Genomic DNA, 22,813 nt, shown 5'->3' on the forward strand with positions numbered 1-22,813 from the left:
TAATAAGGTCAAGCATGGACAAGGCAGAGCCGCATCACCTGGCGCCCGGCAAGCTGCGCCACCCGCTGGCCTGGGTACCCAGCCTTTACCTGGCCCAGGGCCTGCCTTTCTACAGCGTGGCGCTGGTGGCGGGCCTGATGTTCAAGAGCATGGGCGTGCCCAACGAGCAGATCGCGCGCTGGACCGGCGTCCTGGGCCTGGCCTGGGTATTCAAGGCCTTGTGGAGCCCCTTCCTGGAACTCTTCCGCAGCAAGAAGCGCATCGTGGTGACCCTGCAGCTCACGGGCGGGGTCGCGCTGGCGGCGCTGGCCCTGGCCCTGCAATTGCCGGCCTGGTTCGCGCTGGCGATCGCCTTGCTGGGCGTGGTGTCGCTGGCCTCCAGCACCCACGACATCGCCGCCGACGGCCTGTATATCGCCAGCCTGTCGGCAAAACAGCAGGCGGCCTACGCCGGCTGGCAGGGCGCCTTCTTCAACGGCGCCAAGTTCCTGTCGCTGGGCGGACTCGTGATCCTGGCCGGCCACCTCGAGCAGTCGGTCGGCCCGCAGGCCGCCTGGGCCACCGTGTTCGGCCTGCTGGGCGCGTTGATGGCGGGGCTCGGCCTGTATCATGCCTGGGCGCTGCCGGGGCCATCTGCGAGTACAGGCCCCGCATCGGCACAGGCGGCCAGCGTGCGCGGCACCGTCGCCGTGCTGGTCGACGTGATCCGCGCCTTCTTCGCCAAGCCCGGCATCTGGCTGGGCATCCTGTTCATCCTGCTGTTCCGCACCGCCGAAGGCCAGGTCCAGACCATCGGCCCGCTGTTCCTGCGCGACGCCCGCGACATCGGCGGCATGGGCCTGTCGACCCAGGAAGTGGGCGCGATCTACGGCACCGCCGGCACCGCCGCCTTCCTGGTCGGCAGCATCCTGGGAGGCTATTTCACCTCCTGGATCGGCCTGAAGCGCGCGATGCCCTGGCTGATCCTGGCGATGAACGTGCCCAACCTGGTGTTCTATTACCTGAGCATGACCCAGCCCGAATCGCTGGGCGTCGTCACCGCCTCGCTGGCGGCAGAGATGTTCGGCTACGGCTTCGGCTTCGTCGGCATGATCCTGTTCATCATGCAGGTGATCGCGTCCGGGCCTTACCAGACTGCCCACTATGCGCTGGGCTCGGGCTTCATGCAGCTGGGTTTCGTGCTGTCGAAGGTGGTCAGCGGCGACATCCAGCAGGCGCTGGGCTACCGGCACTTCTTCCTGTGGGTGGTGCTGTCGGCGCTGCCGGTGCTGGTGCTGACGCGTTTCGTTCGCCTGGAACCGGAAAATCCATGATCGGCCCTTGAAATACTCTCCTTATACTCCACATGGAGTATAAGGAGAGTATATTCATGAAACTTGTCGAATCAAAAATCAAATTTCCAGACACCGAGAAGGTGACGATCAACCTCGGCCTGGTCGACCTGGCACAGATGGACCTGCTGGTCGAAGAGGGCTTCTATACCAACCGCACCGATTTCGTGCGCATGGCGATCCGCAAGCAGCTCGAGCTGCATGGCGAGGCGATCCGCCAGACCGTCACGCGAAAGCGCTATGTGATGGGCATGCAGCGTTATTCGAAGGCCGAGCTGGAAAAGACCTTGGCCAGCGGCGAACGGCTCGAGATCCACGTGCTCGGCCTCGCTTCCATCGACGACGACGTCACCCCCGAGCTCGCACGCGAAGCCATCGCTTCCATCCATGTGCTGGGCGCCTTTCTCGCCTCGAGCGCCGTCAAGGCGGCGCTGGCGGACCGCATCGAATCCTGAGGAATCACCATGAAACCCTATGAAAAATTTGTCGACAATATCCTGGGCGCGATGCGTTCCAGCCAGGGCAAGGACCCTGCCGCCGCCACCGCGATCATCCAGGAGGCGCTCAAGGCGGCCGGCCTGATGGGCGCGGTGCCGTCGGCCGCACAGGCGCCGCAGCAGGGCGCGCCCTTCGTCGACCTGAACCCGCCGCCGGCGTGGGCGCCACATGCGCGCCAGGGCAAGGCGGCGCCGGATGCCCGGGTTGGCCCCGGCGCCGGGGCGATGCCGGACTGGGTCGCGCGCTTCACCTCGAACCTGCCCGGACAGGGCGTTGCCGGCCGCGGCAAGGTTCTCGGTCCGGAAACGCTCGGCCCCGGCCAGTTCCTGGAAGGCAGCTTCGGCAACGAGGCCGGCACGCGCAATTACCGGCTGTACGTGCCGGCACGGCCGGTATCCGGTCCGCGTCCGCTGGTCGTGATGCTGCACGGCTGCAAGCAGAATCCGCAAGACTTTGCCGCCGGCACCACCATGAACCTGCTGGCCGAAGAATACGGCTGCCTGGTGCTGTATCCGGAACAGGCGGCCGGCGCGAATCACTCGCAGTGCTGGAACTGGTTCGAAGGCGCCCACCAGGGCCGCGATGGCGGAGAGCCTTCGCTCATCGCCGGCATGACGCGGCAGGTGATGCGCGAGCACGATGCCGATGCCGGCCGGGTCTACGTGGCGGGCCTGTCGGCCGGCGGCGCGATGGCGGCGGTGATGGCGGCCGGCTATCCCGAGCTGTACGCCGCGGTCGGCGTGCATTCCGGCCTGCCGGTCGGCAGCGCGCATGACCTGATGTCGGCGCTGAACGCGATGAAGGGCGCGGGCAAGAAGAAGCGCAAGGCCGCGGCCGGCGCCAGGACGGTGCCGGCGATCGTCTTCCACGGCGACCGCGATGCCGTCGTCCATCCGTCGAATGGCGAGGCGGTCTACCGGCAGTTCACGCACGGCGCCGGCGTCGCGGAAACCGAGGAGCGCGGCCAGGACTACACCAGGGCTGTGGCGCGCGATACCGCCGGCCGGCCGGTGGCGGAGCACTGGACCTTGCACGGCGCCGCCCACGCCTGGTCCGGCGGCAGCACGGCCGGTTCTTACGCCGTCGACTCCGGTCCGAATGCCTCTGCCGAAATGCTGCGGTTTTTTCTTGCGCAGTGATTTGCTATGCTTGCGTCTTCACACATACTTTGAAGGCAGCACATCATGGTTTCCCTGCAAGAGCAGCTGCTCAAGGCCGGCCTGGTCGACAAGAAGAAGGTCAAGCTGGCCAACCAGGAAAAGAGCAAGCAGCACAAGATCGAACTGCGCACCGGCGACAAGCAGCAGAACGAGTCGCGCGAGGCCGCGCTCGAAGCCCAGCGCAAGCAGGCCGAGCGAGCGCGCGAGCTGAACGCCCAGCGTGACGCAGCCGCCGCGCAGAAGGCGGTCGAAGCCCAGATCGCGCAGATGGTGAAGACCAACCGCCAGCCAAAGGGCAATGGCGACATCGCCTATAACTTCACGATCGGGACGAAGATCGAGCGCATCCACGTCTCGGAAAAGGTGCGCGACCACCTGGTGGCGGGCCGCCTGGCCATCGTCGGTCATGGCGGCGGCTTCGAGCTGGTGCCGCGCGTGATCGCCGACAAGATCGCCGAGCGCGCGCCCGAGATCGTGGTGCGGGTTGCCAAGGCCGCGCCGCAGGCGGTCGAGGAAGACGATCCGTATGCGGACTTCAAGATCCCGGACGACTTCACCTGGTAAGGCGGGGGCGGACGGCTAGCGCTTCTTGACCGGCAGCGCCAGCCAGCCGCGCCAGCGCCCCTCGGCGTCGCGTTCCACCATCTGGATGTGGGGCCGGGTGCTGTCCAGCCGCCACAGCGACTGTTTATCGAGCCAGTCTTCGTACATGAAGCGGAAGCGCGGCCACTCGTCGTGGAAGTCGAGGCAGGCGTAGCTGCCGGCCGGCAGGATGCGCATGCCCATGGCCGGGTCGAGGCCGGCGTCGTCGGCGCAGCCGAAGTCGTAGCAGTATTCGCTTTCTCCGGTGAAGCCGGGATCCTCGTCGAACACCCCGTACCAGGGCCGTCCCGCGCCCTGGCAGGACGCGATCACGGCATTGCAGGCGATCGACAGGGCGGCGCCGGACTGGCCGAAGAAGCGCTGGTAGCGCAAGGTCACCGCCGGCAGCATGCGCACGGCGATGCGCGCGGCGATGGTGCCCGGCGTCGGCGGGCAGTAGGGCGCCAGCAGTACTTCCAGCTTGTCCGGTTCGGCCACGAAGAAACTGACGTCGCTCTCGCGCCCGACCTGCTGGTCCATGTACGCGCGCCAGCCGCCTTCGCGCCAGGCCTTGGCCGACATCGAGAACTGCTGCCTGAAGGCCTTGGCGAAGGCCGCGTTGGACGGAAAGCCGCAATCCTGGGCGATGCGCACGATCGCCACGTCCGGCTCGTGGCGCAGCAGGTGGGCGGCGCGGCGCAGGCGGCGCTTCCTCTGGTATTCGCAGGCCGAGAAGCCGGTCAGCTCGCGGAAGATGCGGTCGAAGTGGAAGGACGAATAGCTTGCCGAGGCCGCCAGGCTTTTCAGCGCGAGCGGGTCCCCGACCGAATCCAGCATCAGGTCCATCACTTCATACAGGCGCGACACGCGCGAGGGCGGCTTCATGCGAAGGTTGTTTACGAAATAATTACAAATATGAAATAAGACTATTCCGTAAATAACCCCTGTTTGGCAAGCATTTGCGTGGTATGCATGCCCCAAGTGTTGTCAACGTGTCTGCCTGGTCTCCTCCAGCTTGTTCACATCGAAGCCCTGGCGCTCGAGCCGGTCCAGCAGGGCGGCCATGGCCTGGCGCGGCACCGTGGGCGTGCGCGACAGGATCCACAGGTATTCGCGTTTCGGTTCGCTGACCGCCGCCAGCTGGTAATCGGGATCGAGGTCGATCACCCAGTAATCGCCCCAGACCATCGGCAGGAAGGACAGCCAGCCCGGCGCGAAGCGCACCTGCAGCTTCGGCGAATCGGCGGGACCGACCTGGCGCGCGCTGCCGACCGCCTCCTCGAAGCGGCCGTCGGCGCGGCGGCAGCGGTTGATCACCTGGATGCCGCCGTCGCGCTCCAGGCTGTAGTGGGCGGTGGTGAAGCCCTCGCACTGCTTCTGGAAGCGGTTCGGGTATTTGGCGATCTCGTACCAGGCGCCGAGGTAGCGCGGCACATCCAGCGAAGGGATGGGTTCGAGGTTGGCCCCTTCATGGCGCTCGCGCGCGGCTGCCAGCACGGTCATGGTGGCGCCGAGCAGGCCGAGGGCGATCAGGGCGAGGCGGGAAACGGGTAAGGGCATGGCATGCGTCCGTGGTCGGTAACGCCGCCAGCTTAGCAGTTGCGGGCCGATGCCGTCGCCAGCCGCGGCCCGGGGGCTTACTTGTGGCGACGTTCGACCGCGGCGGCACCGGTGGCCAGCGCCAGGATCAGCACCACTAGGGCCATCAGGCCGATCACGCTGGCCAGGTGCAGCACGGTGGCGGCCGGGCCGGTGGGCGGCGCGCCAATCGCGCCGGAGCGGTCGAGCATGAACAGGCCGACCAGGACCACGCTTACCAACGCGCTCCACAGCAGCGCCGGACGCAGGCCGCCGAGCAGCATCGCCACCGCCGGGCACAGCACGAACCAGGGCGTGGTCGGGGCGGCCAGGCCGCCCAGGTAGACCGCCATCCAGACCTTCAGCAGGAACAGGGCGCCTACGAACAGGTCGCGCGCGGCGGCGATCGGCAGGCCGGCGGCCAGCGTGAAGGGCGTCACCATCATGACCACGCCGGCGGTCAGCACCACCATGCCGACGGCGTCGAAGCCGAGCAGGTGGTACATGGTCGTCAGCAGCGGAACGCTGACCGCGGTGACGGCCGCCAGCACCGTCAGGTTGCGCGCGGCCTGCCACTGACTGGTGTCGGCGCGCAGGGACGCCGGGAGGATGTTGTCCAACAGCTTGATCATGTTATGGGGAGGGTGGGTGATCATTCTGTTCTCCGTTGGCGTTCCAGGAAGCCTGCGAGTTCGTTGACGCTCTGGTAGTCGAACAGCAATTCGGGCACGATGGGCATGCCGAGGCGCTGCTCGAGTTCGACCGCGATCGAGGCGGTGGCCAGAGAATCCATGCCCAGTGCCGCGAACGGGGTGTCGAGGTCGATGCGGTCGAGAGTCTGGCGGCTCTCGGTGCGCAGCCAGGCCAGCACGCAATCGTGGACCACGGCGTGGATGCCGCTGCCGCCTGCTTCAGCGGCGGGCGCCTGCGCTTCGGCGGGCGCCTGTACCGGCGCGGCCTGCGGCATCGACGCTGGTCTCGCGCCGGCGCGCAGCAGCAGGGCGTCTGGCTGCTGGTCTTCGCCGGCCAGCTGCTGGTCGACGTCGCCGATATCCTGGGCGTAGCCGGCCACCAGGGCCAGCAGGTCGCCGGAAGAACTGTAGGGGCGCTGGCCGGCCAGTTCCGCCAGCAGCGCCTGTAACTGATGATTGAAGCGGCGCCGCGCCCACACCACGGCATTGCTGGCCGCCTGCGCGTCGCCGCTCTGCGACTGCTGGCGGCGCTCGGCCGCGCCCAGCAGGAAGGCACTGGCCGACAGTTCGCCGAGCTTGTAGTCGGTCCACTGGCGCGCCGCGATCTTCGAACCGAACAGGCGCTGCGCGCCCTCGGCCAGCGTGGCTACGCGGGCCATGGCGGCATCCAGTTCGGTGCACAAGGCGGATCTGCCGAGGGCGTCGGCCAGGAAGGCGCGCCAAGCGCCGCCCGGCTTGGCTAGCGCCACGCCGAGGTGGGCGTACAGGGTTTCGGTCGGGCCTTCAAGGATGCGCAGCACGCGCGCGTCGCGGAGGATCTGCGGGGCGCCGTTGGATTCGATGTAGCCGCGCCCGCCCAACATCTGGACCAGCAGGTCGGCCGCTTCGCCCAGCGCTTCGGTGGCGGCGGCTTTACAGGCGATATAGGCTTCGGCGCCGGGCGCGCGGCCGGCGTCGACCTCTCCCGCGATCGCATACGCCAGCGCTTCGCTGGCCTGGATCGCGGCGGTCAGTTCCTGCAGGCGCACCACGCTGACGGCATTCTCGGCCAACGGGCCGGTGGCGACCGTGCGGCGCGAGGCATAGCGCGCGATCAGCTGGGCGCAGCGCTTCATGGCGCCGACGCAGATCGCGCCGATGCCCAGCCGCGAGAACAGCATCGCGTCGTGGGCCGCGTCCATGCCTTCGCCCGGCGCCAGCAGCACCGCGTCGTCGGGCACGAAGGCATTGTCGAGGAAGAGGGTGTTCTGGACCATGCCGCGCATGCCCATGGTCAGCGATTCGGGGCCTTGCACCAGGCCGTCGTTGTCGGCATCCACCAGCAGCGAGATCATGCCCAGCGGCGTGCCGTCGGCGCTGCTGGCCTTGGCGAACACGGTGGTCAGGCCGGCCCAAGAGGCCAGGCCGATCCATTGTTTTTCCGCGTTGACGCGCCAGCCGCCCGGCACCTTGACGGCGCTGGCGCGCAGGGCCATCGGGTTCGAGCCGGCCGCCGGCTCCGTCAGCGCAAAGGCCGCCAGCTGGCGCCCGGTGGCGAGCTGCGGCAGCAGGCGTTCGCGCTGAGCTTCGCTGCCGAAGCGCAGCAGCGGGCGCAGGCCGAGGCCGTTGTGCACGCCGACCATGGTGGCGACCGTCATGTCGACCGCCGCCAGCTGCTCCAGCACGCGCATCAGGTCGACGGTGGCCAGGTCCTTGCCGCCGGCGCTGCGCGGCGCCTGCAGGCCGAAGAAGCCGGCATTGCCGAGGTCCAGTACGACATAGGGCGGAATGGTGCGGCGTTCGTCGATCACGCGCGAATTCAGGCGTCGCTGCGCATAGCGGCGCAGCCAGCCTATCATCTGGTCGGCGGTGCTGCGCGACAGGGAGCGCGCGGCGTCGGCGCCGGCCGGCGCCGGCGCTTGCACCGTCGCCGTCATGGCTGCCACGGCGGCCTGCGGCGCGGCCGGCGCCGGCGCAGGCATGGCACCGCGAGGCGTACGCCGGTCGAAGATACTGCCCGGCATGACGTAGACCAGCTCGAGCTGGCCGTGCAGAGCCAGTTCCTTGCAGCGCGAACGCTGCACCTTGCCGCTGGTGGTGCGAGGGAAGGTGCCCGGCTTGACGAACACGATCGAGGACACCGACACGTCGAACTGCTGGGCGATGACCTTGACGATGTTCTGCGCCATCGCTTCGATGCGCGCCAGGTAGTCGTCCTTGGCCTTCTGCTGCTCGCCGCTCTGGGCCAGTTCTTTCTCCAACTGCTGCGCCGCGCGCACCAGGCCGCGGTTGGCTTCGGCGACGATCGCCAGCCTTTCCTGGCCGCCGATCTCCACCGAGAAGGCCGCGCACATGTTCGGCTCGATAAAGTCGATCGTGTGTTCGATCACTTCCTCGATATCCTGCGGGTAGACGTTGCGGCCGTTGATGATGATGAGATCTTTCAGGCGGCCGGTGATGAACAGCTCGCCGTCGCGCATGAAGGCCAGGTCGCCTGTGCGCAGGAAAGGACCCTCGCCGGTCTTCGACAGGCGCGCGCCGAAGGTGGCTTCGCTCTCCGCCGGGCGGTTCCAGTAGCCGTGCGCCACGCTGGGGCCGCTGACCCAGACCTCGCCTACGCGATGGCTCGACACCGGCAGGCAGGTCTCGGGATCGACCACCAGCACCTTGCTGCCGGTGCCGACGCGGCCGGAGCTGACGATCTCGCGCGCGTCCGGATCGCCGGGCGCCGCATCGCGGATCTGGTTCCCTTCCAGCAGGGACTTGCTGACGGTGCGTACCAGCGGGCCGCGGCCGCGCGGGCCGCCGGTCACGAACAGCGTGGTCTCGGCCATGCCGTAGCAGGGGAACAGCGCGCTTTCACGCATGCCGGCGCTGGCGAAGGCCTCGGTAAAGGCGCGCAGCGTGCTCGCGCGCACCGGCTCCGAGCCGTTGTAGGCGACTTCGAGGCTGGACAGGTCCAGCTGCGCCTTCTGCTGGTCCTTGACCTTGCTGGCGCAATAGTCCCAGCCGAAATTGGGCGCGCCGGCGCAGGTGCCGCGGTAGCGCGTGATCGCGTCCAGCCAGATCATCGGGTTCTTCAGGAAGGCGGCCGGCGCCATCAGCACGCAATGGAAGCCCACGTACATCGGCGAGACCACGCTGCCGATCAGGCCCATGTCGTGGAACAGCGGCAGCCAGCTCACCATCACGGTGTCGGGGTGGAAGCCGAAGCCTTCGCGGATCGACTCGACGTTGGCGGCGATGTTGCCGTGGGTGATGCGCACGCCCTTGGGCAGCGAGGTCGAACCCGAGGTGTACTGCAGGAAGGCGACCATGTCCGCCGAAACGGCCGGCAGCGCGGAAGGGCCTCCGCCAACGCGGACCTCGCTCTCCTGCAGCAGGTCGGTGCACATGCATTCGCGGTTCGAGGCATCGACCAGCGACAGGCTGGCCTTGATCGCCGGTTCGACGTCGCTGCGGGTCAGGATCAGGGCCGGGTCGGCGTCGTCCAGCAGGGCCTTCAGGCGGCGCGAGGCGCGGCTCTTGTGCGGGATGGTGGCCGGCACCGCGATGATCCCGGCCAGCAGGCAGGCAAAGTAGACGGTGATGAATTCGAGGCCGGCGGGGTAGAGCAGCAGCGCGCGGGCGCCCGGCGCCGCATGCTTCGCCAGCGCGGCAGCCAGCGCGGTGGCGCGGCGTTCGAGCTGGCCATAGGTCAGCTCGTCGATCTTGCCGTCGTCACGCAGGAAGGTGTAGGCCAGGCGGTCGGGCGTCTGCCGGGCGTGCTGGCGCAGCCGCTCGTGCAGCAGGACGCATTCATTGTTGATCGTGTCGATATCTTCCCGCATTTGTCCCAAGCTGGCTCCTGATTACTGCCGGCGGCGTGCTTCTCCGGCCGCGATGGCGTCGCGCGCCCGGGCCACTGTTTGGCCGATGATCGGTGCAGCGCGTTTGATTTGCTGCATATTATGGTTGGACATCAGCTGCAGGCGCAAGCGCGAAGCGCCGACCGGCACCCCGGGGAACTCGACCTGGTTCACGAACACCGACTGTTCAAACAAGAGTTTGCCGGTCAGGCGCGAGACTTTTTCGCTGCCGATCAGCACCGGCACGATGGCAGAGGGGATGCCCATGCAGTGCAGGCCTTCGCCCGCCAGCTGGGCGCGCAGGCCGTCCACGTTGCGCATCAGGTCCGCGCGCAGCGAGTCGCCTTCGTCCGAACGGATGATCTGGATGCACTCCAGGATGACGGCCGACTGCATCGGCGACAGTGCGTTCGAGAACATGTGCGGCCCGGCGTACAGCTGCAGGTGGCGCTTGACGGAACGGGACGCGGTGGCGACGAAGCCGCCGTTCGAGGCGAAGGATTTCGAGAATGCGCCCATCACCAGGTCGATCCGCCCCAGCATGCCCTGCTGGGCGATGCAGCCGCCGCCGCCCGGACCCATGGCGCCGAGGTCGTGGGCCACGTCCACCAGCAGGGTGGCGCCGAATTCGTGGCACAGCGCTTGCAGCGCGGCCAGGTCGGGCGTGTCCGAGTCCATGCTGAACAGGCCTTCGGTGACGACTAGGATGCCGTGCGCGGAGTCGCGCGCGCGGATCGCGCCCAGCAGTTCGCGTACATGGCCGACGTCGAGGTGGCGGTTGATGCTGACGTTCGGTGTGGCCGCGCTGGCGCCCTGGCGCAGCGAGGCGTGGGCGAACTGGTCGATGACGATGTGGTCCTGGGCTTGCACCAGCGCGGTGATGGCGCCGAAGGCCGCGCCCCAGCCGGTCGGGAACAGGGCCACGTGCTCGGTCGCGACCAGGCCGGCGATGGCTTCCTCGAGCGCCAGCGAGGTGCGGGTATTGCCGAGCAAGACAGCCGAGCCGGCGCTGTGCGGGCCGGCATCGCGCAGCGCGCGCGCGGCGGCGTCGGCTACCTGCGGGTGCGAGGCCAGCGACAGATAGTCCTGGGACGCGAAATTGATGCCGCGTGCGCCATTGCCGCTCTCGTCGCGGATGCTGGCGATCGGGTGCGGGGCACCGTCGAGCGAACGGGCGTACTGCCACAGGCCGTCGGCGCTGCGGGCATTGTGCCAGGCCTCGACCGGCTCGGTGCGGCGCAGCAGGTCGGCGCCGCGCGGCTGCGCGAACTGGGCCGCGGTACCGCCGAGCGAGCCGTTTTCCAGCATGGCGTCGACCTGGCGCGCGAGTTCGCGCTCGGCCGCCAGTTGCGGATCGTCGCCCGTGTCAATCGCTTCGTGGTGCTGCATCGATGGAGTAGACATGCATATTTCCTGTTAGGCGACCTGCAGGGCGGAGCCCTGTTCGGTCGCGGCTTGCTGGCGCAGCAGTTCGGCCACTTTGTCGGCCGCCAGCGGACGGTGGTAGTAATAGCCCTGGGCGAAGTCGCAGCCCATGGCCGCCAGGTCGGCCAGCTGCTCTTCGGTTTCGACCGCTTCCGCGATCACCGCCAGCTGCAGGCGGTGCGCCATGTGGATGATGGACTCGGCCAGCGCATAGCCGCGCGCACCGGCTTCTCCCTGGCCGAGGCGGGTGACGAAACTGCGGTCCATCTTCAGGATATCAGCCGGGAGTTCGGTCAGGTAGCCCAGGCTCGAATAGCCGGTGCCGAAATCGTCGATCGATACCTGGACCCCGGCCTGGCGCAGGGTCTGCAGGCCTTGGCGGTTCATCTCCATATTATCGATCAGGATGCCCTCGGTGATTTCGAGATCCAGGCAGGCCGGCGCGATGCCGGTCTCGGCGATGATCTCGAGCACGCGGCCAACCAGTTCCGGATGCTTGAGCTGGCGCGCCGACAGGTTGACCGCCGTCTTCAACGCCGGCAGGCCGGCGTCGCGCCAGGCGCGGTTCTGGGCGCAGGCGCTGCGCAGCACCCATTCGCCGATCGGGACGATCAGGCCGGTCTCTTCGGCCAGGGTGATGAAACGGCCCGGCTCGATGCGACCGTACTGCGGATGGTTCCATCGGATCAGCGCCTCGACGCCGACGATGCGGCGGCTGGCGATGTCGACCTGGGGCTGGTATTCCAGCAGCAGCTGGTCCTGGGCCAGTGCCTCGCGCAGGTGGTTCTTGAGGATCAGGCGCTCGCTCGGCGGCAGCGGCGCGTCCGAGGAGTAGACCTGCACGCTGTTCTCGCCCCACATCTTGGCGCGGGTCATCGCGGTGTCGGCGCGCTTGAGCAGGGTGTCGATGTCGCAGCCCGGCGCCGGGAAGGTGGCGATGCCGACGCTCAGGCTGACGAAGGATTCGCGCTCGCCGGCGCGCAGCGGCAGGGCGAAGCGGTCGAGGATTTTTTCCGCCACCTGCTGGGCATCGCCGAGCTGGGCCAGGTCTTCCAGGATCACGATGAATTCGTCGCCGCCCCAACGCACCACGGTGTCGGAATCGCGCAGGCAGTCGCGCACATTGGCCGCGATCTGGGCCAGGATGGCGTCGCCCGCTTCGTAGCCGAGGGCTTCATTGATGTCCTTGAACTTGTTCACGTTCAGCAGCATCAGGCCGACCAGGCGCTCGTTGCGGATCGAGCGCGACATCGCATGGTTCAGGCGGTCGCGCAGCACGCGCCGGCCGAGCAGGCCGGTGAGCGGATCGCACTGGCTGGTGTCGGTCAGTTCCAGCGGCAGCATCGCCGGCGCGGCATCGGCCAGGGCTTCGGCCTGTTCGCGCGACAGTTCGACGGTCTGGCCGTAATTAATGACCCGGTTGCGGCCGCTCGACTTGGCGGTGTACAGGGCCTCGTCCGCGCGGGTGACGGTCTGGCCGATCGTCTCGCCCAGGCGGAACTGGGCCACGCCGATCGACACCGAGACCTTCAGGTCGCTGGAGATGTCGCGGAACACCAGGCGCTCGATGCCCATGCGGACGCGCTCGGCAAACTGCATGGCGTCTTCCAGCGTGGTCTCGGGCAGCATCAAGAGAAATTCCTCGCCGCCGTAGCGGCCGAAGGCGTCGCTTTCGCGGATCTGCTTCTGCACCGTGACGGCAAAGCTGCGCAGCACCGCGTCGCCGGCGGCATGACCGTAGGTATCGTTGATGCGCTTGAAGAAGTCGATGTCGAGCAGGCAGACGCAGAAGGCCCGGGCGCCTTTCACCACGCGCTCGCGCTCCTGCTCGATCAGCCCGATCAGGTGGCGGCGGTTATGGCTGCCGGTCAGTTCGTCGCGGATTGCCAGCTCGTTGATGACGTTCAGCGCGTGCTCCAGCTTGATGAAGCCCTGGGTCTTGGTCAGTTCGAACAGCAGCACGAACACGACGATGACGAGGTAGAGGCCGAGGTCGCACAGCAGGTAGAGCAGGTCCATGTCCTTGACCGGATGGGGCGGCAGCACAAGTCCCATCTGCGGCAGGATATAAATGGCGGCCACTGCGGCGCAGCTCATGCCAAGCCAGAACACTGCTGTGGCGACCCCGCCCAGGAACATCGCCACCACCGGCGCCGTGATCAGCCAGCCGGCAGTGGGCGCGTTGACGCCGCCGAGGTTGAAGGTCAGCCAGGTGAAGTTGAAGAACACCGCGCACAGGAAGACCTCGCGCGCGACCGCGATGCTGCGGGTCGCGCGCAGCAGGAAGGGCGCGATGAACATGAAGGCGCAGCAGGCCAGGATTTCCTGGGCAGCGGTCGAGAAGCCGAGCAGGTAGTAGGCCAGCGAATAGAAGGGGCCCGAGAGCGCGGCCAGGACTACGGCGTTGACGACGTTCTGCGCCCGCGTGAGCTGGGCAGCGTTCAACTGGGCCTCGGCGGGAATAAACCAGTGGATCGCCGTCATGTAACGGTCTATCAACCGGGAACCGATATTTTTCATGGAATCTCTCGGCTTTATTGCCGGTTGAGTATTGTTATACGCAGCAAAGAATCGGCTTCGAAAAATGTTTCCCGAGGGAATTTGCCGATGGTAGCATGTTCGCGAACTTGCGCTATATCAATTTGATGACTATGCGTATCGACAACGGCTCAGCTGTTGTTTGGACGCCAGAAGGAAGACGATAGCCCCAATTCTGCACCGTAATGGTGCAAAAAGTCGGCGGTACTATTGAATTTGAGTCCGAGCGGCTAAGGCGGCGCGCAGGCGCTGCTTGGCCGCCATCAGGCCGGCGTCGTCACCGGTTCCAGATCGCCAGGCCGGTGGATGGGAAGGAAATCGCGATCGCGATCACGATCGCAAAGGCCAGTCCGAGTTGATGGCGCAGGCTGGCGCCACATGAAAAAACGCCAACCTTGCCGGCTGGCGTTGTCGTGGATAGTCAGTGAAGGTTTACTGCAGCCTGCTGGCGCGCTGGGCCTGCAGTTGCTCGCGGATCTGCTCGCGCAATTGCTGCGCGTTCGAATGGGTGTAGTCCTTGTTGACCTCGAGCTTGATCAGCGGCTTGATCTGCGGGTGCAGGTAGCTGCGCAGGGCGCCGAGGAATTGCGGCGAGGCGGAAATGACCAGCTGCTGGAAACGGCCTTCCTGGTGGGCGTCCATCAGGTATTTCGAGATGTCCTTCGCGAACAGCTCGGCTTCGTGCTCCTGCGGCGTCTGGGCCGGCTGGTAAGTCTTGTTGGGTGCGCCGCTCTTGGTACTGTGGGCGAAGCCCGCCGCCTCGTTGCCGCCGATGTTGTGGCTGCTGCTGCCGGCGGCCGTGCGCCCGGCCTCGTCGGTGTTGATGTCCGAGGTGCGCAGGCGCGCGGCGGAATTGACCATGTCTTCGATTTCTTCCAGCGGTTCCGACGGATCGGCTTCCGAAAAAATCCTCGCTCGGCCCGCGTTGGCCGACACAATCCAGGTCGTCTGCATATACCCCCCTGTCAGTCTATGAAGCGTGAAGGTGAATCGGCGTTTGCATCCGGGAAAGCCCGACTTGCACGCCGATCATGGCTTGAATTCAGTATAGCCAAGGTTGCAAATGGCTGGCGTCACGTATCCGGGCGGTAAGGTACGCGGCGCGGGAGGTTGCCATGTTCAAATGGCTGTCCAGGACAAGGAGGCATCATGAGCCAGACGTTCAAGGCGGGCGACAAGGTGGAATGGCATTCATCGCAGGGCACGGTGCGCGGCACGGTCAGGAAGAAGCTGACCGCGCCGACCGAGATCAAGGGCCACCACGTGGCCGCCTCGGAAGAGAATCCGGAATACCTGGTCGTCAGCGACGAAACCGGGGCCGAGGCTGCGCACAAGCCATCGGCACTCAAGAAAATCTGACCGCTCCCCCGATTCGACGCCATGGCGCAGTACGCGCCAGGCTCCCCCGCGCCGGTCCGCAATGGACCGTTCCCCGCCGTTTATGAAACAAGGGTAGGCCCGCCCGGCGGGCGCCCGTGCGGATGGCGTGCGCGATGCGGGCGATGTTTACGAAAACACGGCTAAACTGCGTGCCTTTTTTTGAATCTTGTTGAGCTCCCTCCGGCAACTTTTGTATAAACGCTACAGGGCGAATTGCGATGCCCGAAGGCGTAGGGGGCTGCCAGGACCGTTTAGTAAATGTTCCCTGAGCCTGTCACCGGGTTGCAGAAAAGAAGCCCATTCATAGGGCACGATAAGGAGACTTCACATGATGTTCAGGAACGTTCTTGCATCGCGACAGGGCATGCGCCTGTGCGCGACCCCCATTGCCACGGCAGTCGCCATGGCGCTGTTGAGCATTGCCACCGCCCAGGCGCAAACCGCGCAGGCCGACACCGCGGCCGATACCCAGGCGGATTCCAAGACGCCGGAAAAAGTGGTGGTGACCGGCTACCGCTATTCGATCCAGAAGAGCCTCGACCAGAAGCGCGAAGCGAATGCGATCGTCGACGTGGTGACCGCCGAGGATATCGGTAAATTCCCCGACAAAAACGTGGCCGACGCGCTGCAGCGCGTGCCGGGCGTGATCATCGACCGCAGCGGCGGCGAGGGCAAGAACGTCAGCGTTCGCGGCCTGTCGTCGGAGCTGACCCTGACCGAACTGAACGGCAACTACGTCGCCACCGCCGAATCGAACGGCGATCCGACCCGTTCGTTCAACTACACCCTGATGCCGTCGAACATGCTGTCCAGCGCCGAGCTGTTCAAGACGCCGGAAGCGCGCATCGACGAAGGCGGCATCGGCGGCACCGTGATCCTGCACACCCGCCGTCCGCTGGACGTGAAGTCGGGCAGCGGCTTCGTCAACGCCGAAGGCACCTGGGCCGACACGACCAAGAAGGGCGACGGCCAGTTCTCCGGCCAGTACGCCTGGCACGACGAGAGCAACCGCTTCGGCATCCTGGTCGGCTACACCCAGCAGAAGCGCACCACCCGCACCATGAGCGCCAGCACCGAGAACTGGCAGTGGTATGGCGACGACTACGATGCGCATCCGGCCACCGACGTCAACGGCAAGCCTTCGAAGCTGAGCTCCTACTGGTGGGGCCAGTCGGGCTTCCACGACCAGAACGGCAAGTACTACACCAACTTCATGATGCCGACCTCGGTCAACGAGAGCATCAAGACCGAAGACCGCGAGCGCAAGGGCGGCCAGTTGACCTTGCAGTTCAAGCCGATGCGCAACCTGAACCTGACGGCCAACTACTTCCGCTTCGACCTGTCGCAGAACTCGCAGACCAATACGCTGAAGGTTCCGGAATGGAACCTGGCCCGTTATGACGGCGACGGCAACTGGCCGGGCGGCCGCATGCTCGATGGCTTGACCTTCGACAAGAGCGGTACCATCGTCACCGGCGCGAACTACAGCGCCCATCCGGGCAAGACCTATTACTGCAGCGAAGACCAGGCCAAGGCCGCCGGCCAGAAACCGGGCGGCTGGGGTCCGGACGACTGCACCATCCCGACCCCGCAGATTACCGGCAGCTACAACCGCGAAAAAGCGCGCTCGCAGGTCTTCGACATCGGCGCCGAATGGCGCGGCGAGTCGCTGGACGCCGACTTCAAGGCCGGCCGTACCTGGGCCGGCGGCGGTCCGTCGCTGCAGTTCAGCATGCCGATCAAGCCGCGCGTGCAGAATGCGGACGGCAGCTGGACCCTCGGTAACTACGCCAGCGCCTGGAGCACGGCCGGCACGCCGACCATGACCTTCTCGCCCGAGCTGATGGCCAACCTGGCGAAGGGCATCGGCGAGATCGACCTCGGTTCGACTTCGTCCTCGTGGACCCGCAACAGCAACCAGCAGAAATACGCCCAGGCCGACTTCACCTGGCATACGGACGTCAGATTCCTGGATTCGCTGCAGTTCGGCGCCAAGTACCGTGACGGCGGCATCCACCGCAACACCGGCAACAACTACTGGGTGTGCCCGGGCAAGGATCCGGCCAACTACGACAACCGCTACCAGGCCGGTTGCGACCCGACCGCCAACAAGTTCCAGCCGTCCTTCCTGTACGGCCAGTCCCTGGGCAATATCGCCGGCGGCATCAAGGCCAGCGCTTTCCCGGCGATCGACTACGCGAGCTACGTCAATTACCTGAACAAGACCTACGGTCAGATGCAGACGCGTAACGAAGACAACTTCGTCTACAACGTCGACGAGAAGATCTCCTCGGCCTACCTGCAGGCCAACATCAAGGCCGACCGCCTGCGCGGCAACGTGGGCGTGCGCTTCGTACGGACCAAGCAGCATGCCGACTCGACCGACCAGGTCGAGAACTACAAGGACTACTTCTTTAACGGCGCCAACGGCACGCCGGCGCCTTGCCTGGCAGGCGGCGCCCCGGCTGCCGGCGCACCGGCCGGTTCGGGCTGCGTCAGCGGCTTCACGACCCTGCCGGACAGCATCGCACGGACCCAGTCCTTCGTCGTCAGCTCGCTCGACCGCACCTACAACGACGTGCTGCCGAGCCTGAACCTGGCCTACGACATCACCGACTCCCTGCTGCTGCGTGCGGCCGCATCGAAGGTGATTGCGCGTCCGAGCTATGGTGACATCGCTTCGCCGGGCGGCCTGCAGAACTACAGCCAGGAATACGTCAACGACCGCCGCCTGATCGGTGGCGGCGGCAACCCGGGTTGGTTCGGTTCGGGCAGCAACAAGAACCTGCAGCCGTACAAGGCCACCCAGTTCGACCTGGGCCTGGAGTGGTATTACCAGCGCGGCTCGGTGCTCGGTATCGACCTGTTCCGCAAGAACGTCAGCAACTTCTCGGTACCGGTGGTGATGGACGTGAACCTGAACGTCGGCGGCCAGAACGTGACGGTGCAGAACTACTCGACCAGCGCCGGCGGCCGCAATGGCGTGTCGCAGGGCGCCGAGCTGTACGCCCAGCACACGCTGGCGTCCGGCCTGGGCTTCCAGTTCAACTACACGTACAACAAGACTAACCAGGCCGCCATCACGCTGGAAGACGGTACCGAAGTCGGCCAGTCGCCGCTGGTCGGCAGCGCGAAGAACCAGCTCAACCTGACGGTGTTCTACGAAACCGACAAGCTGCTGCTGCGCGCTTCGTACAACCGCCGCGGCGAAGTGGTGGACGGTCTGCAGAACGGCCTGAACGTGTATGAGGATCCGTACAGCCAGATCGACCTGAACGCGGCCTACAACATCACCAAGCAATTGAGCCTGACCGCTTCGGTGCTGAACCTGACCAGGCAGGAGACCCGTGCTCACCTGGGCAACGACACCAAGGACCGCTTCTACTCGAGCGGCTACGCCGGCCGTATTGCGTATGTGGGCCTGAACTACAAGTTCTGAGTCCACCCCTTCCTCCCCGGCTTCGTCAGGCCGGGGAGTTTTTTTTGGAGGACGCAATGAGCACGCAGAACCGTATCACCAGCATCACCATCGTCGGTGGCGGCAGCGCGGGATGGATGGCCGCCGCGGCCCTCGCCACCTACCTCGGCAAGGGCGCCTCGATCCGCCTGATCGAGTCCGAAGAGATCGGCATCGTCGGCGTCGGCGAGGCCAGTGTTCCCCACATCCGGCTGTTCAACGGCCAATGGCTCGGCATCGACGAAGCCGAGTTCGTCAAACGCACCCAGGCCACCGTCAAGCTGGGCATTCAATTCAAGGACTGGACCCGCATCGGCGACAGCTATATCCACGGCTTCGGCGCCATCGGCCGTTCGCTGGGGCCGCTGCCCTTCCACCAGTTCTGGCTGAAGCTGCGCCAGGCCGGACGCGCCGGCCCGATCGGCGACTATTCGCCGCAGACCGTGATGGCGCCGCGCGGCAAGTTCGCGCCGGGCGACCATAAGGCGCCGCCGAATTCGCCGCTGGCCGACATCGCCTACGCCTACCATTTCGACGCCACCCTGTACGCGCGCTTCCTGCGCGAACTGGCGGAGCAGCGCGGCGCCCGGCGCATCGAAGGCAAGATCGTCAAGGTGAACCGGCGCGCCGACGACGGCTTCGTCGAATCGGTGACGCTGGAAAGCGGGCAGGTGGTGGACGGCGAACTGTTCATCGACTGCTCGGGTTTCCGCGGCCTGCTGATCGAGCAGAGCCTCGAGAGCGGCTGGCAAGACTGGTCGCATTGGCTGCCCTGCGACCGCGCGCTGGCGGTACCCAGCGCCAGCACCGCCCCGATCACGCCCTACACCCGCTCGACCGCGCGCGCGGCCGGCTGGCAGTGGCGCATTCCGCTGCAGCACCGCACCGGCAACGGTCATGTCTATTCGAGCCGCCACATCAGCGACGACGAAGCTTGCGCGACCCTGCTGGCCAACCTGGACGGCGAGGCGCTGGCCGAGCCGCGTCCCTTGCGCTTCACGGCCGGCATCCGCAAGAAAATCTGGAACAAGAACGTGGTGGCGGTGGGCCTGGCCAGCGGCTTCCTGGAACCCCTGGAATCGACCAGCATCTATTCTGCGCAGTCGGGTATCACCCGCCTGCTGAGCTACTTCCCCACGCGCGACTTCGATCCGCAGCTGATCGAACGCTACAACCGCGAAGCCACCTTCGAATATGAGCGGATCCGCGACTTCATCATCCTGCACTACCACGCCACCGAACGCAACGACACCCCGTTCTGGGATCGCTGCCGCACGATGGAGGTGCCGGAAACCCTGCGCGAGACGATCGAACTGTTCCGTACCGACGGGCGCTACTTCCGCAACGGCGAGGATTTCTTCGCCCTGCCGAGCTGGGTCCAGGTGATGCTGGGGCAGGGCATCGAGCCGCACGGCTACCACCCGATGGTGGACGAGATGCCGGAAGACCGGCTGGTCGAACTCGTCGAAGGCATGCGCGGCTCGCTGGCGCGCGCGGTGGACTCGATGCCGACCCACGAGGAATGGATCGAGCGCTACTGGAAGGCGCCCGCGCGATGAGCGGCCGCCCATTCCTGCGTTCGGGCGCGCGCCTGCTGCTGGGGTTTTGCCTCGCGGTGGCGGCCGCCTCCGCGATGGCCGTCGCGCCGGAGGGCGTGCGCATCGACAAGGGCTGGAGCTTCCGTCTCCTGCCCGGCAACGCCCAGGGCGCCGCCCATGCCGAAGCCGCGCCCTGGCGCGCGGCGACGGTGCCGGGCACCGTGCATACCGACCTGCTCTCGAACAGGCTGATTGCCGACCCTTACGTGGGCGCGCCCGAGGCGAAGCTGCAGTGGATCGGCCTGGCCGACTGGGAATACCGCACCCGCTTCGACGCGCCGCGCACGGCACTGGCGTCGGCGCGCAACGACCTGGTCTTCGAAGGTCTCGATACCTACGCCGAGGTCTGGCTGAACGGCGCCAGGGTGCTCGATGCCGACAACGCCTTCCGCACCTGGCGCGTGCCGGTGCAGGGCAAGCTGCGCGCGAAGGGCAATGAACTGCGCATCGTGTTCCGCTCGCCGATCGCGAAGCTGCTGCCGGGCGTGCAGGCGATGCCGCACAAGCTCCTCGGTAACTATCCTTCGCCCTACGGCGACGAGCCGAAGGACGCGATGACCGCCAACTTCGTGCGCAAGCCCGGTTACCACTATGGCTGGGACTGGGGCCCGCGCTACGTCACCGCCGGCATCTCGAAACCGATTGTCCTGCAGAGCTGGGACACGGTGCGCATCGACGACCTGCAGCTGCGCCAGGACCGTGTCGACGAAGCGCGCGCCGACCTCGCCGCGGTCGCCTCGCTCGACGTGGTGCGCGAGGGCGCCTTCATTCTCCGCCTGTGGCAGACCACGCCGGACGGCAGGCGCTCGCTGGCGGCCGAACGCCGCGCCGAACTGCATGCGGGCGCCAACCGCATCGAACTGCCGGTGCAGGTCGACCGCCCGCAGCGCTGGTTCCCGAACGGCTATGGTGCGCAGCCGCTGTACCGCTACGAACTCGAGGTGGGCAGTAGCAACGGTGACGGCAAGGGCACTATTGCCAGGGCCGGCGCGCGCACCGGCCTGCGCAGCATCGAACTGCGCCGCGACCCCGACGACAAGGGCCGCAGCTTTTACTTCGCCGTCAACGGCATCCCCGTGTTCGCCAAGGGGGCGAACACCATCCCCTTCGACATGTTCCAGCCGCGCGTGAACAAGGCCCAGCTGCGCCGGGTGCTGCAGTCGGCGGTTGATGCCAACATGAACTTCCTGCGCAGCTGGGGCGGCGGCTATTACGAAAGCGAGGATTTCTTCGACCTCGCCGACGAACTGGGCCTGCTGGTGTGGCAGGACTTCATGTTCGGCGGCGGCATGCCGCCGGCCTATGACGACGCCTTCCGCGCCAACGTGGTGCTGGAAGCGCGCGACCAGGTGCGGCGCCTGCGCAACCACCCGAGTCTCGCGCTCTGGTGCGGCAACAATGAGGAAGAAATCGCCTGGAAATACTGGGGAGCGGGCAAGGAGCTGAAGGCCGCCGATCCGGCTTTCGCCGACAAGGTCTGGAAGGGCTATGTGCAGCTGTTCGGCACCGACCTGCGCAAGGTCGTGGCGGAAGAAGGCGGCGGCATCGCCTACTGGGCCAGCTCGCCCGGCGACGACCTGCTTGACGTCGCCAACACGCCCGCGAGCGGCGACATGCATTATTGGGAAGTCTGGGGCAACCCGGCGTACCCGCCGTCGAAGTACCTGGAGATCACGCCGCGCTTCATGTCCGAATACGGCCTGCAGGCCTGGCCGGTGCAGCGCACCATCGACGCCTTCGCCAGGCGCGAGGAGCAGGGCGTCGCCACGCCGGTGATCGAGGCCCACCAGAAGTTCCTGGCCGGGAAGGGCAACGAAAGGCTGATGAAGTATGTGGACTACGAATTCGGCGAGACCAGGGATTTCGCGGCTTTCGTCTACCTGAGCCAGGCGGCGCAGGCCGAGGGCATCGAGCTGGCCGCGCTGCACCACCGCGCCAGCCGCCCCTTCACCATGGGTTCCCTGTACTGGCAGCTCAACGACGTCTGGCCGGGTGCGTCCTGGTCCAGCGTGGACTGGTTCGGGCGCTGGAAGGCACTGCAATTCCATGCGCGCCGCTTCTATGCGCCGGTGGCGGTGGCCGCACTGCGTTCGCCCGGCGGCAAGACCACGGTCAGCCTGCTCAACGACCGCACGCATGCCGTGAAGGGCGAGCTGCGCCTGCGCCTGAGCACCCTCGACGGCAAGCTGCTGCGCGACGAGCGCAGGCCGGTCGAGCTGGCGCCGCTGTCGGCGGCGAAAGCCGTCGACTATACCGATGCCGAGCTGCTCGGCGGCGCCGATCCGGCATCCACCGTCGCGGTGTTCGACCTGCGCGTCGACGGCGAAGCGGCGTCGCGCGGCGCCGTGTATTTCAGGGCCGCGAAGGACATGCAGTGGCCCGATCCGGGCTTGCAGGCGCAATGGCGCCGCGACGGCGACGGCTATGCCCTCGAACTGCATGCGGCGAAGTTCGCGCGCGCCGTCTGGCTCGATACCGGCGAGCTCGATGCCGAGCTGTCCGACAATGCGCTGACCCTGCTGCCGGGCGAAAGCGTGGTGCTCCATGTTGCGTCGAAAGCCGGCCTCGAATCGCTGCGCACATCCCTGCGTTTACGTTCGCTGGCCGGCATGCAGATGTTTACTAAAACGCGCTAAAAACCGCTCCGATGCGGCCGCCGTCATTGACGCGGGCGGCGGCTGCGATAAAACTAACCGAGCAGTAAGCAAGCATCGAACACGCCCGAAAAACGCACACATAAGCGTTTA

The 22,813-nt window shown here is 66.5% G+C and carries 15 protein-coding genes; 8 read left to right on the top strand and 7 right to left on the bottom strand.

Going from position 1 to position 22,813, the window contains the following annotated elements:
• Positions 1 to 14: 14 nt before the first annotated feature.
• Genes AB4Z32_RS06210 through AB4Z32_RS06225 form a run of 4 tightly spaced genes read left to right on the top strand, consistent with a single transcriptional unit; the run spans position 15 to position 3,553 of the window.
• Positions 15 to 1,313: an MFS transporter gene (locus AB4Z32_RS06210; protein WP_441935049.1), complete on the top strand. Its 1,299-nt coding sequence runs from the start codon at positions 15 to 17 to the stop codon at positions 1,311 to 1,313.
• A 56-nt stretch (positions 1,314 to 1,369) separates the two neighbouring features.
• Positions 1,370 to 1,786: a CopG family transcriptional regulator gene (locus AB4Z32_RS06215; protein WP_441935050.1), complete on the top strand. Its 417-nt coding sequence runs from the start codon at positions 1,370 to 1,372 to the stop codon at positions 1,784 to 1,786.
• Between the two features lie 9 nt (positions 1,787 to 1,795).
• Positions 1,796 to 2,968, top strand: coding sequence for an extracellular catalytic domain type 1 short-chain-length polyhydroxyalkanoate depolymerase (locus AB4Z32_RS06220; RefSeq protein ID WP_441935051.1), 1,173 nt, complete (start codon positions 1,796 to 1,798; stop codon positions 2,966 to 2,968).
• Between the two features lie 45 nt (positions 2,969 to 3,013).
• Positions 3,014 to 3,553 carry a DUF2058 domain-containing protein gene (locus AB4Z32_RS06225; RefSeq protein ID WP_441935052.1) on the top strand — a complete coding sequence of 180 codons (540 nt, stop codon included), beginning with the start codon at positions 3,014 to 3,016 and terminating at the stop codon, positions 3,551 to 3,553.
• Between the two features lie 15 nt (positions 3,554 to 3,568).
• Here AB4Z32_RS06225 and AB4Z32_RS06230 read toward each other — a convergent pair whose 3' ends face one another.
• The 7 genes from AB4Z32_RS06230 to AB4Z32_RS06260 form a co-directional block, all read right to left on the bottom strand.
• Positions 3,569 to 4,456, bottom strand: a complete 888-nt coding sequence (locus tag AB4Z32_RS06230; protein ID WP_441935053.1) for a helix-turn-helix domain-containing protein — start codon at positions 4,454 to 4,456, stop codon at positions 3,569 to 3,571.
• 102 nt (positions 4,457 to 4,558) lie between these two features.
• Positions 4,559 to 5,131 (bottom strand): lipocalin family protein, encoded by a 573-nt coding sequence (locus tag AB4Z32_RS06235; RefSeq protein WP_441935054.1) that lies wholly within the window; start codon positions 5,129 to 5,131, stop codon positions 4,559 to 4,561.
• Between the two features lie 77 nt (positions 5,132 to 5,208).
• Positions 5,209 to 5,805: a hypothetical protein gene (locus AB4Z32_RS06240; protein ID WP_441935055.1), complete on the bottom strand. Its 597-nt coding sequence runs from the start codon at positions 5,803 to 5,805 to the stop codon at positions 5,209 to 5,211.
• The gene (locus tag AB4Z32_RS06245; RefSeq protein WP_441935056.1) at positions 5,802 to 9,650 is read right to left on the bottom strand and encodes an AMP-binding protein; all 3,849 of its coding nucleotides are present in this window, start codon (positions 9,648 to 9,650) and stop codon (positions 5,802 to 5,804) included. Before AB4Z32_RS06245 ends, AB4Z32_RS06240 begins: the two co-directional genes overlap by 4 nt.
• A 21-nt stretch (positions 9,651 to 9,671) precedes the next feature.
• Complete coding sequence (locus AB4Z32_RS06250; RefSeq protein ID WP_441935057.1) at positions 9,672 to 11,072, bottom strand: aminotransferase class I/II-fold pyridoxal phosphate-dependent enzyme; 1,401 nt, start codon at positions 11,070 to 11,072, stop codon at positions 9,672 to 9,674.
• 12 nt (positions 11,073 to 11,084) lie between these two features.
• Positions 11,085 to 13,613 (bottom strand): diguanylate cyclase, encoded by a 2,529-nt coding sequence (locus AB4Z32_RS06255; RefSeq protein ID WP_441935058.1) that lies wholly within the window; start codon positions 13,611 to 13,613, stop codon positions 11,085 to 11,087.
• 450 nt (positions 13,614 to 14,063) lie between these two features.
• The gene (locus tag AB4Z32_RS06260) at positions 14,064 to 14,585 is read right to left on the bottom strand and encodes a host attachment protein (RefSeq protein ID WP_441935059.1); all 522 of its coding nucleotides are present in this window, start codon (positions 14,583 to 14,585) and stop codon (positions 14,064 to 14,066) included.
• A 195-nt stretch (positions 14,586 to 14,780) separates the two neighbouring features.
• On the opposite strand from AB4Z32_RS06260, the gene AB4Z32_RS06265 reads away from it, so the two are divergent.
• From AB4Z32_RS06265 to AB4Z32_RS06280, 4 genes are all read left to right on the top strand, one after another.
• Entirely contained in the window at positions 14,781 to 14,990 is a 210-nt protein-coding gene (locus AB4Z32_RS06265; protein WP_441935060.1) for a DUF2945 domain-containing protein, read from the top strand.
• Positions 14,991 to 15,339: 349 nt separating this feature from the next.
• Positions 15,340 to 18,450: a TonB-dependent receptor gene (locus AB4Z32_RS06270; RefSeq protein ID WP_441935061.1), complete on the top strand. Its 3,111-nt coding sequence runs from the start codon at positions 15,340 to 15,342 to the stop codon at positions 18,448 to 18,450.
• 56 nt (positions 18,451 to 18,506) lie between these two features.
• Positions 18,507 to 20,027, top strand: coding sequence for a tryptophan halogenase family protein (locus AB4Z32_RS06275; RefSeq protein ID WP_441935062.1), 1,521 nt, complete (start codon positions 18,507 to 18,509; stop codon positions 20,025 to 20,027).
• Entirely contained in the window at positions 19,991 to 22,702 is a 2,712-nt protein-coding gene (locus tag AB4Z32_RS06280) for a beta-mannosidase (protein WP_441935063.1), read from the top strand. The genes AB4Z32_RS06275 and AB4Z32_RS06280 overlap by 37 nt, the downstream gene beginning before the upstream one ends.
• Positions 22,703 to 22,813: the final 111 nt, after the last annotated feature.

The sequence above is a fragment of the Massilia sp. 2TAF26 genome (assembly GCF_052115005.1).
In the GTDB taxonomy this organism is placed as follows: domain Bacteria; phylum Pseudomonadota; class Gammaproteobacteria; order Burkholderiales; family Burkholderiaceae_D; genus Telluria.

Bases quoted from the DNA above. Each gene is read 5' to 3' on its own strand.
- AB4Z32_RS06210 (WP_441935049.1), top strand. From the start codon at position 15: ATGGACAAGGCAGAGCCGCATCACCTGGCGCCCGGCAAGCTGCGCCAC.
- AB4Z32_RS06215 (WP_441935050.1), top strand. From the start codon at position 1,370: ATGAAACTTGTCGAATCAAAAATCAAATTTCCAGACACCGAGAAGGTG.
- AB4Z32_RS06220 (WP_441935051.1), top strand. From the start codon at position 1,796: ATGAAACCCTATGAAAAATTTGTCGACAATATCCTGGGCGCGATGCGT.
- AB4Z32_RS06225 (WP_441935052.1), top strand. From the start codon at position 3,014: ATGGTTTCCCTGCAAGAGCAGCTGCTCAAGGCCGGCCTGGTCGACAAG.
- AB4Z32_RS06230 (WP_441935053.1), bottom strand. From the start codon at position 4,456: ATGAAGCCGCCCTCGCGCGTGTCGCGCCTGTATGAAGTGATGGACCTG.
- AB4Z32_RS06235 (WP_441935054.1), bottom strand. From the start codon at position 5,131: ATGCCCTTACCCGTTTCCCGCCTCGCCCTGATCGCCCTCGGCCTGCTC.
- AB4Z32_RS06240 (WP_441935055.1), bottom strand. From the start codon at position 5,805: ATGATCACCCACCCTCCCCATAACATGATCAAGCTGTTGGACAACATC.
- AB4Z32_RS06245 (WP_441935056.1), bottom strand. From the start codon at position 9,650: ATGCGGGAAGATATCGACACGATCAACAATGAATGCGTCCTGCTGCAC.
- AB4Z32_RS06250 (WP_441935057.1), bottom strand. From the start codon at position 11,072: ATGTCTACTCCATCGATGCAGCACCACGAAGCGATTGACACGGGCGAC.
- AB4Z32_RS06255 (WP_441935058.1), bottom strand. From the start codon at position 13,613: ATGAAAAATATCGGTTCCCGGTTGATAGACCGTTACATGACGGCGATC.
- AB4Z32_RS06260 (WP_441935059.1), bottom strand. From the start codon at position 14,585: ATGCAGACGACCTGGATTGTGTCGGCCAACGCGGGCCGAGCGAGGATT.
- AB4Z32_RS06265 (WP_441935060.1), top strand. From the start codon at position 14,781: ATGAGCCAGACGTTCAAGGCGGGCGACAAGGTGGAATGGCATTCATCG.
- AB4Z32_RS06270 (WP_441935061.1), top strand. From the start codon at position 15,340: ATGATGTTCAGGAACGTTCTTGCATCGCGACAGGGCATGCGCCTGTGC.
- AB4Z32_RS06275 (WP_441935062.1), top strand. From the start codon at position 18,507: ATGAGCACGCAGAACCGTATCACCAGCATCACCATCGTCGGTGGCGGC.
- AB4Z32_RS06280 (WP_441935063.1), top strand. From the start codon at position 19,991: ATGGATCGAGCGCTACTGGAAGGCGCCCGCGCGATGAGCGGCCGCCCA.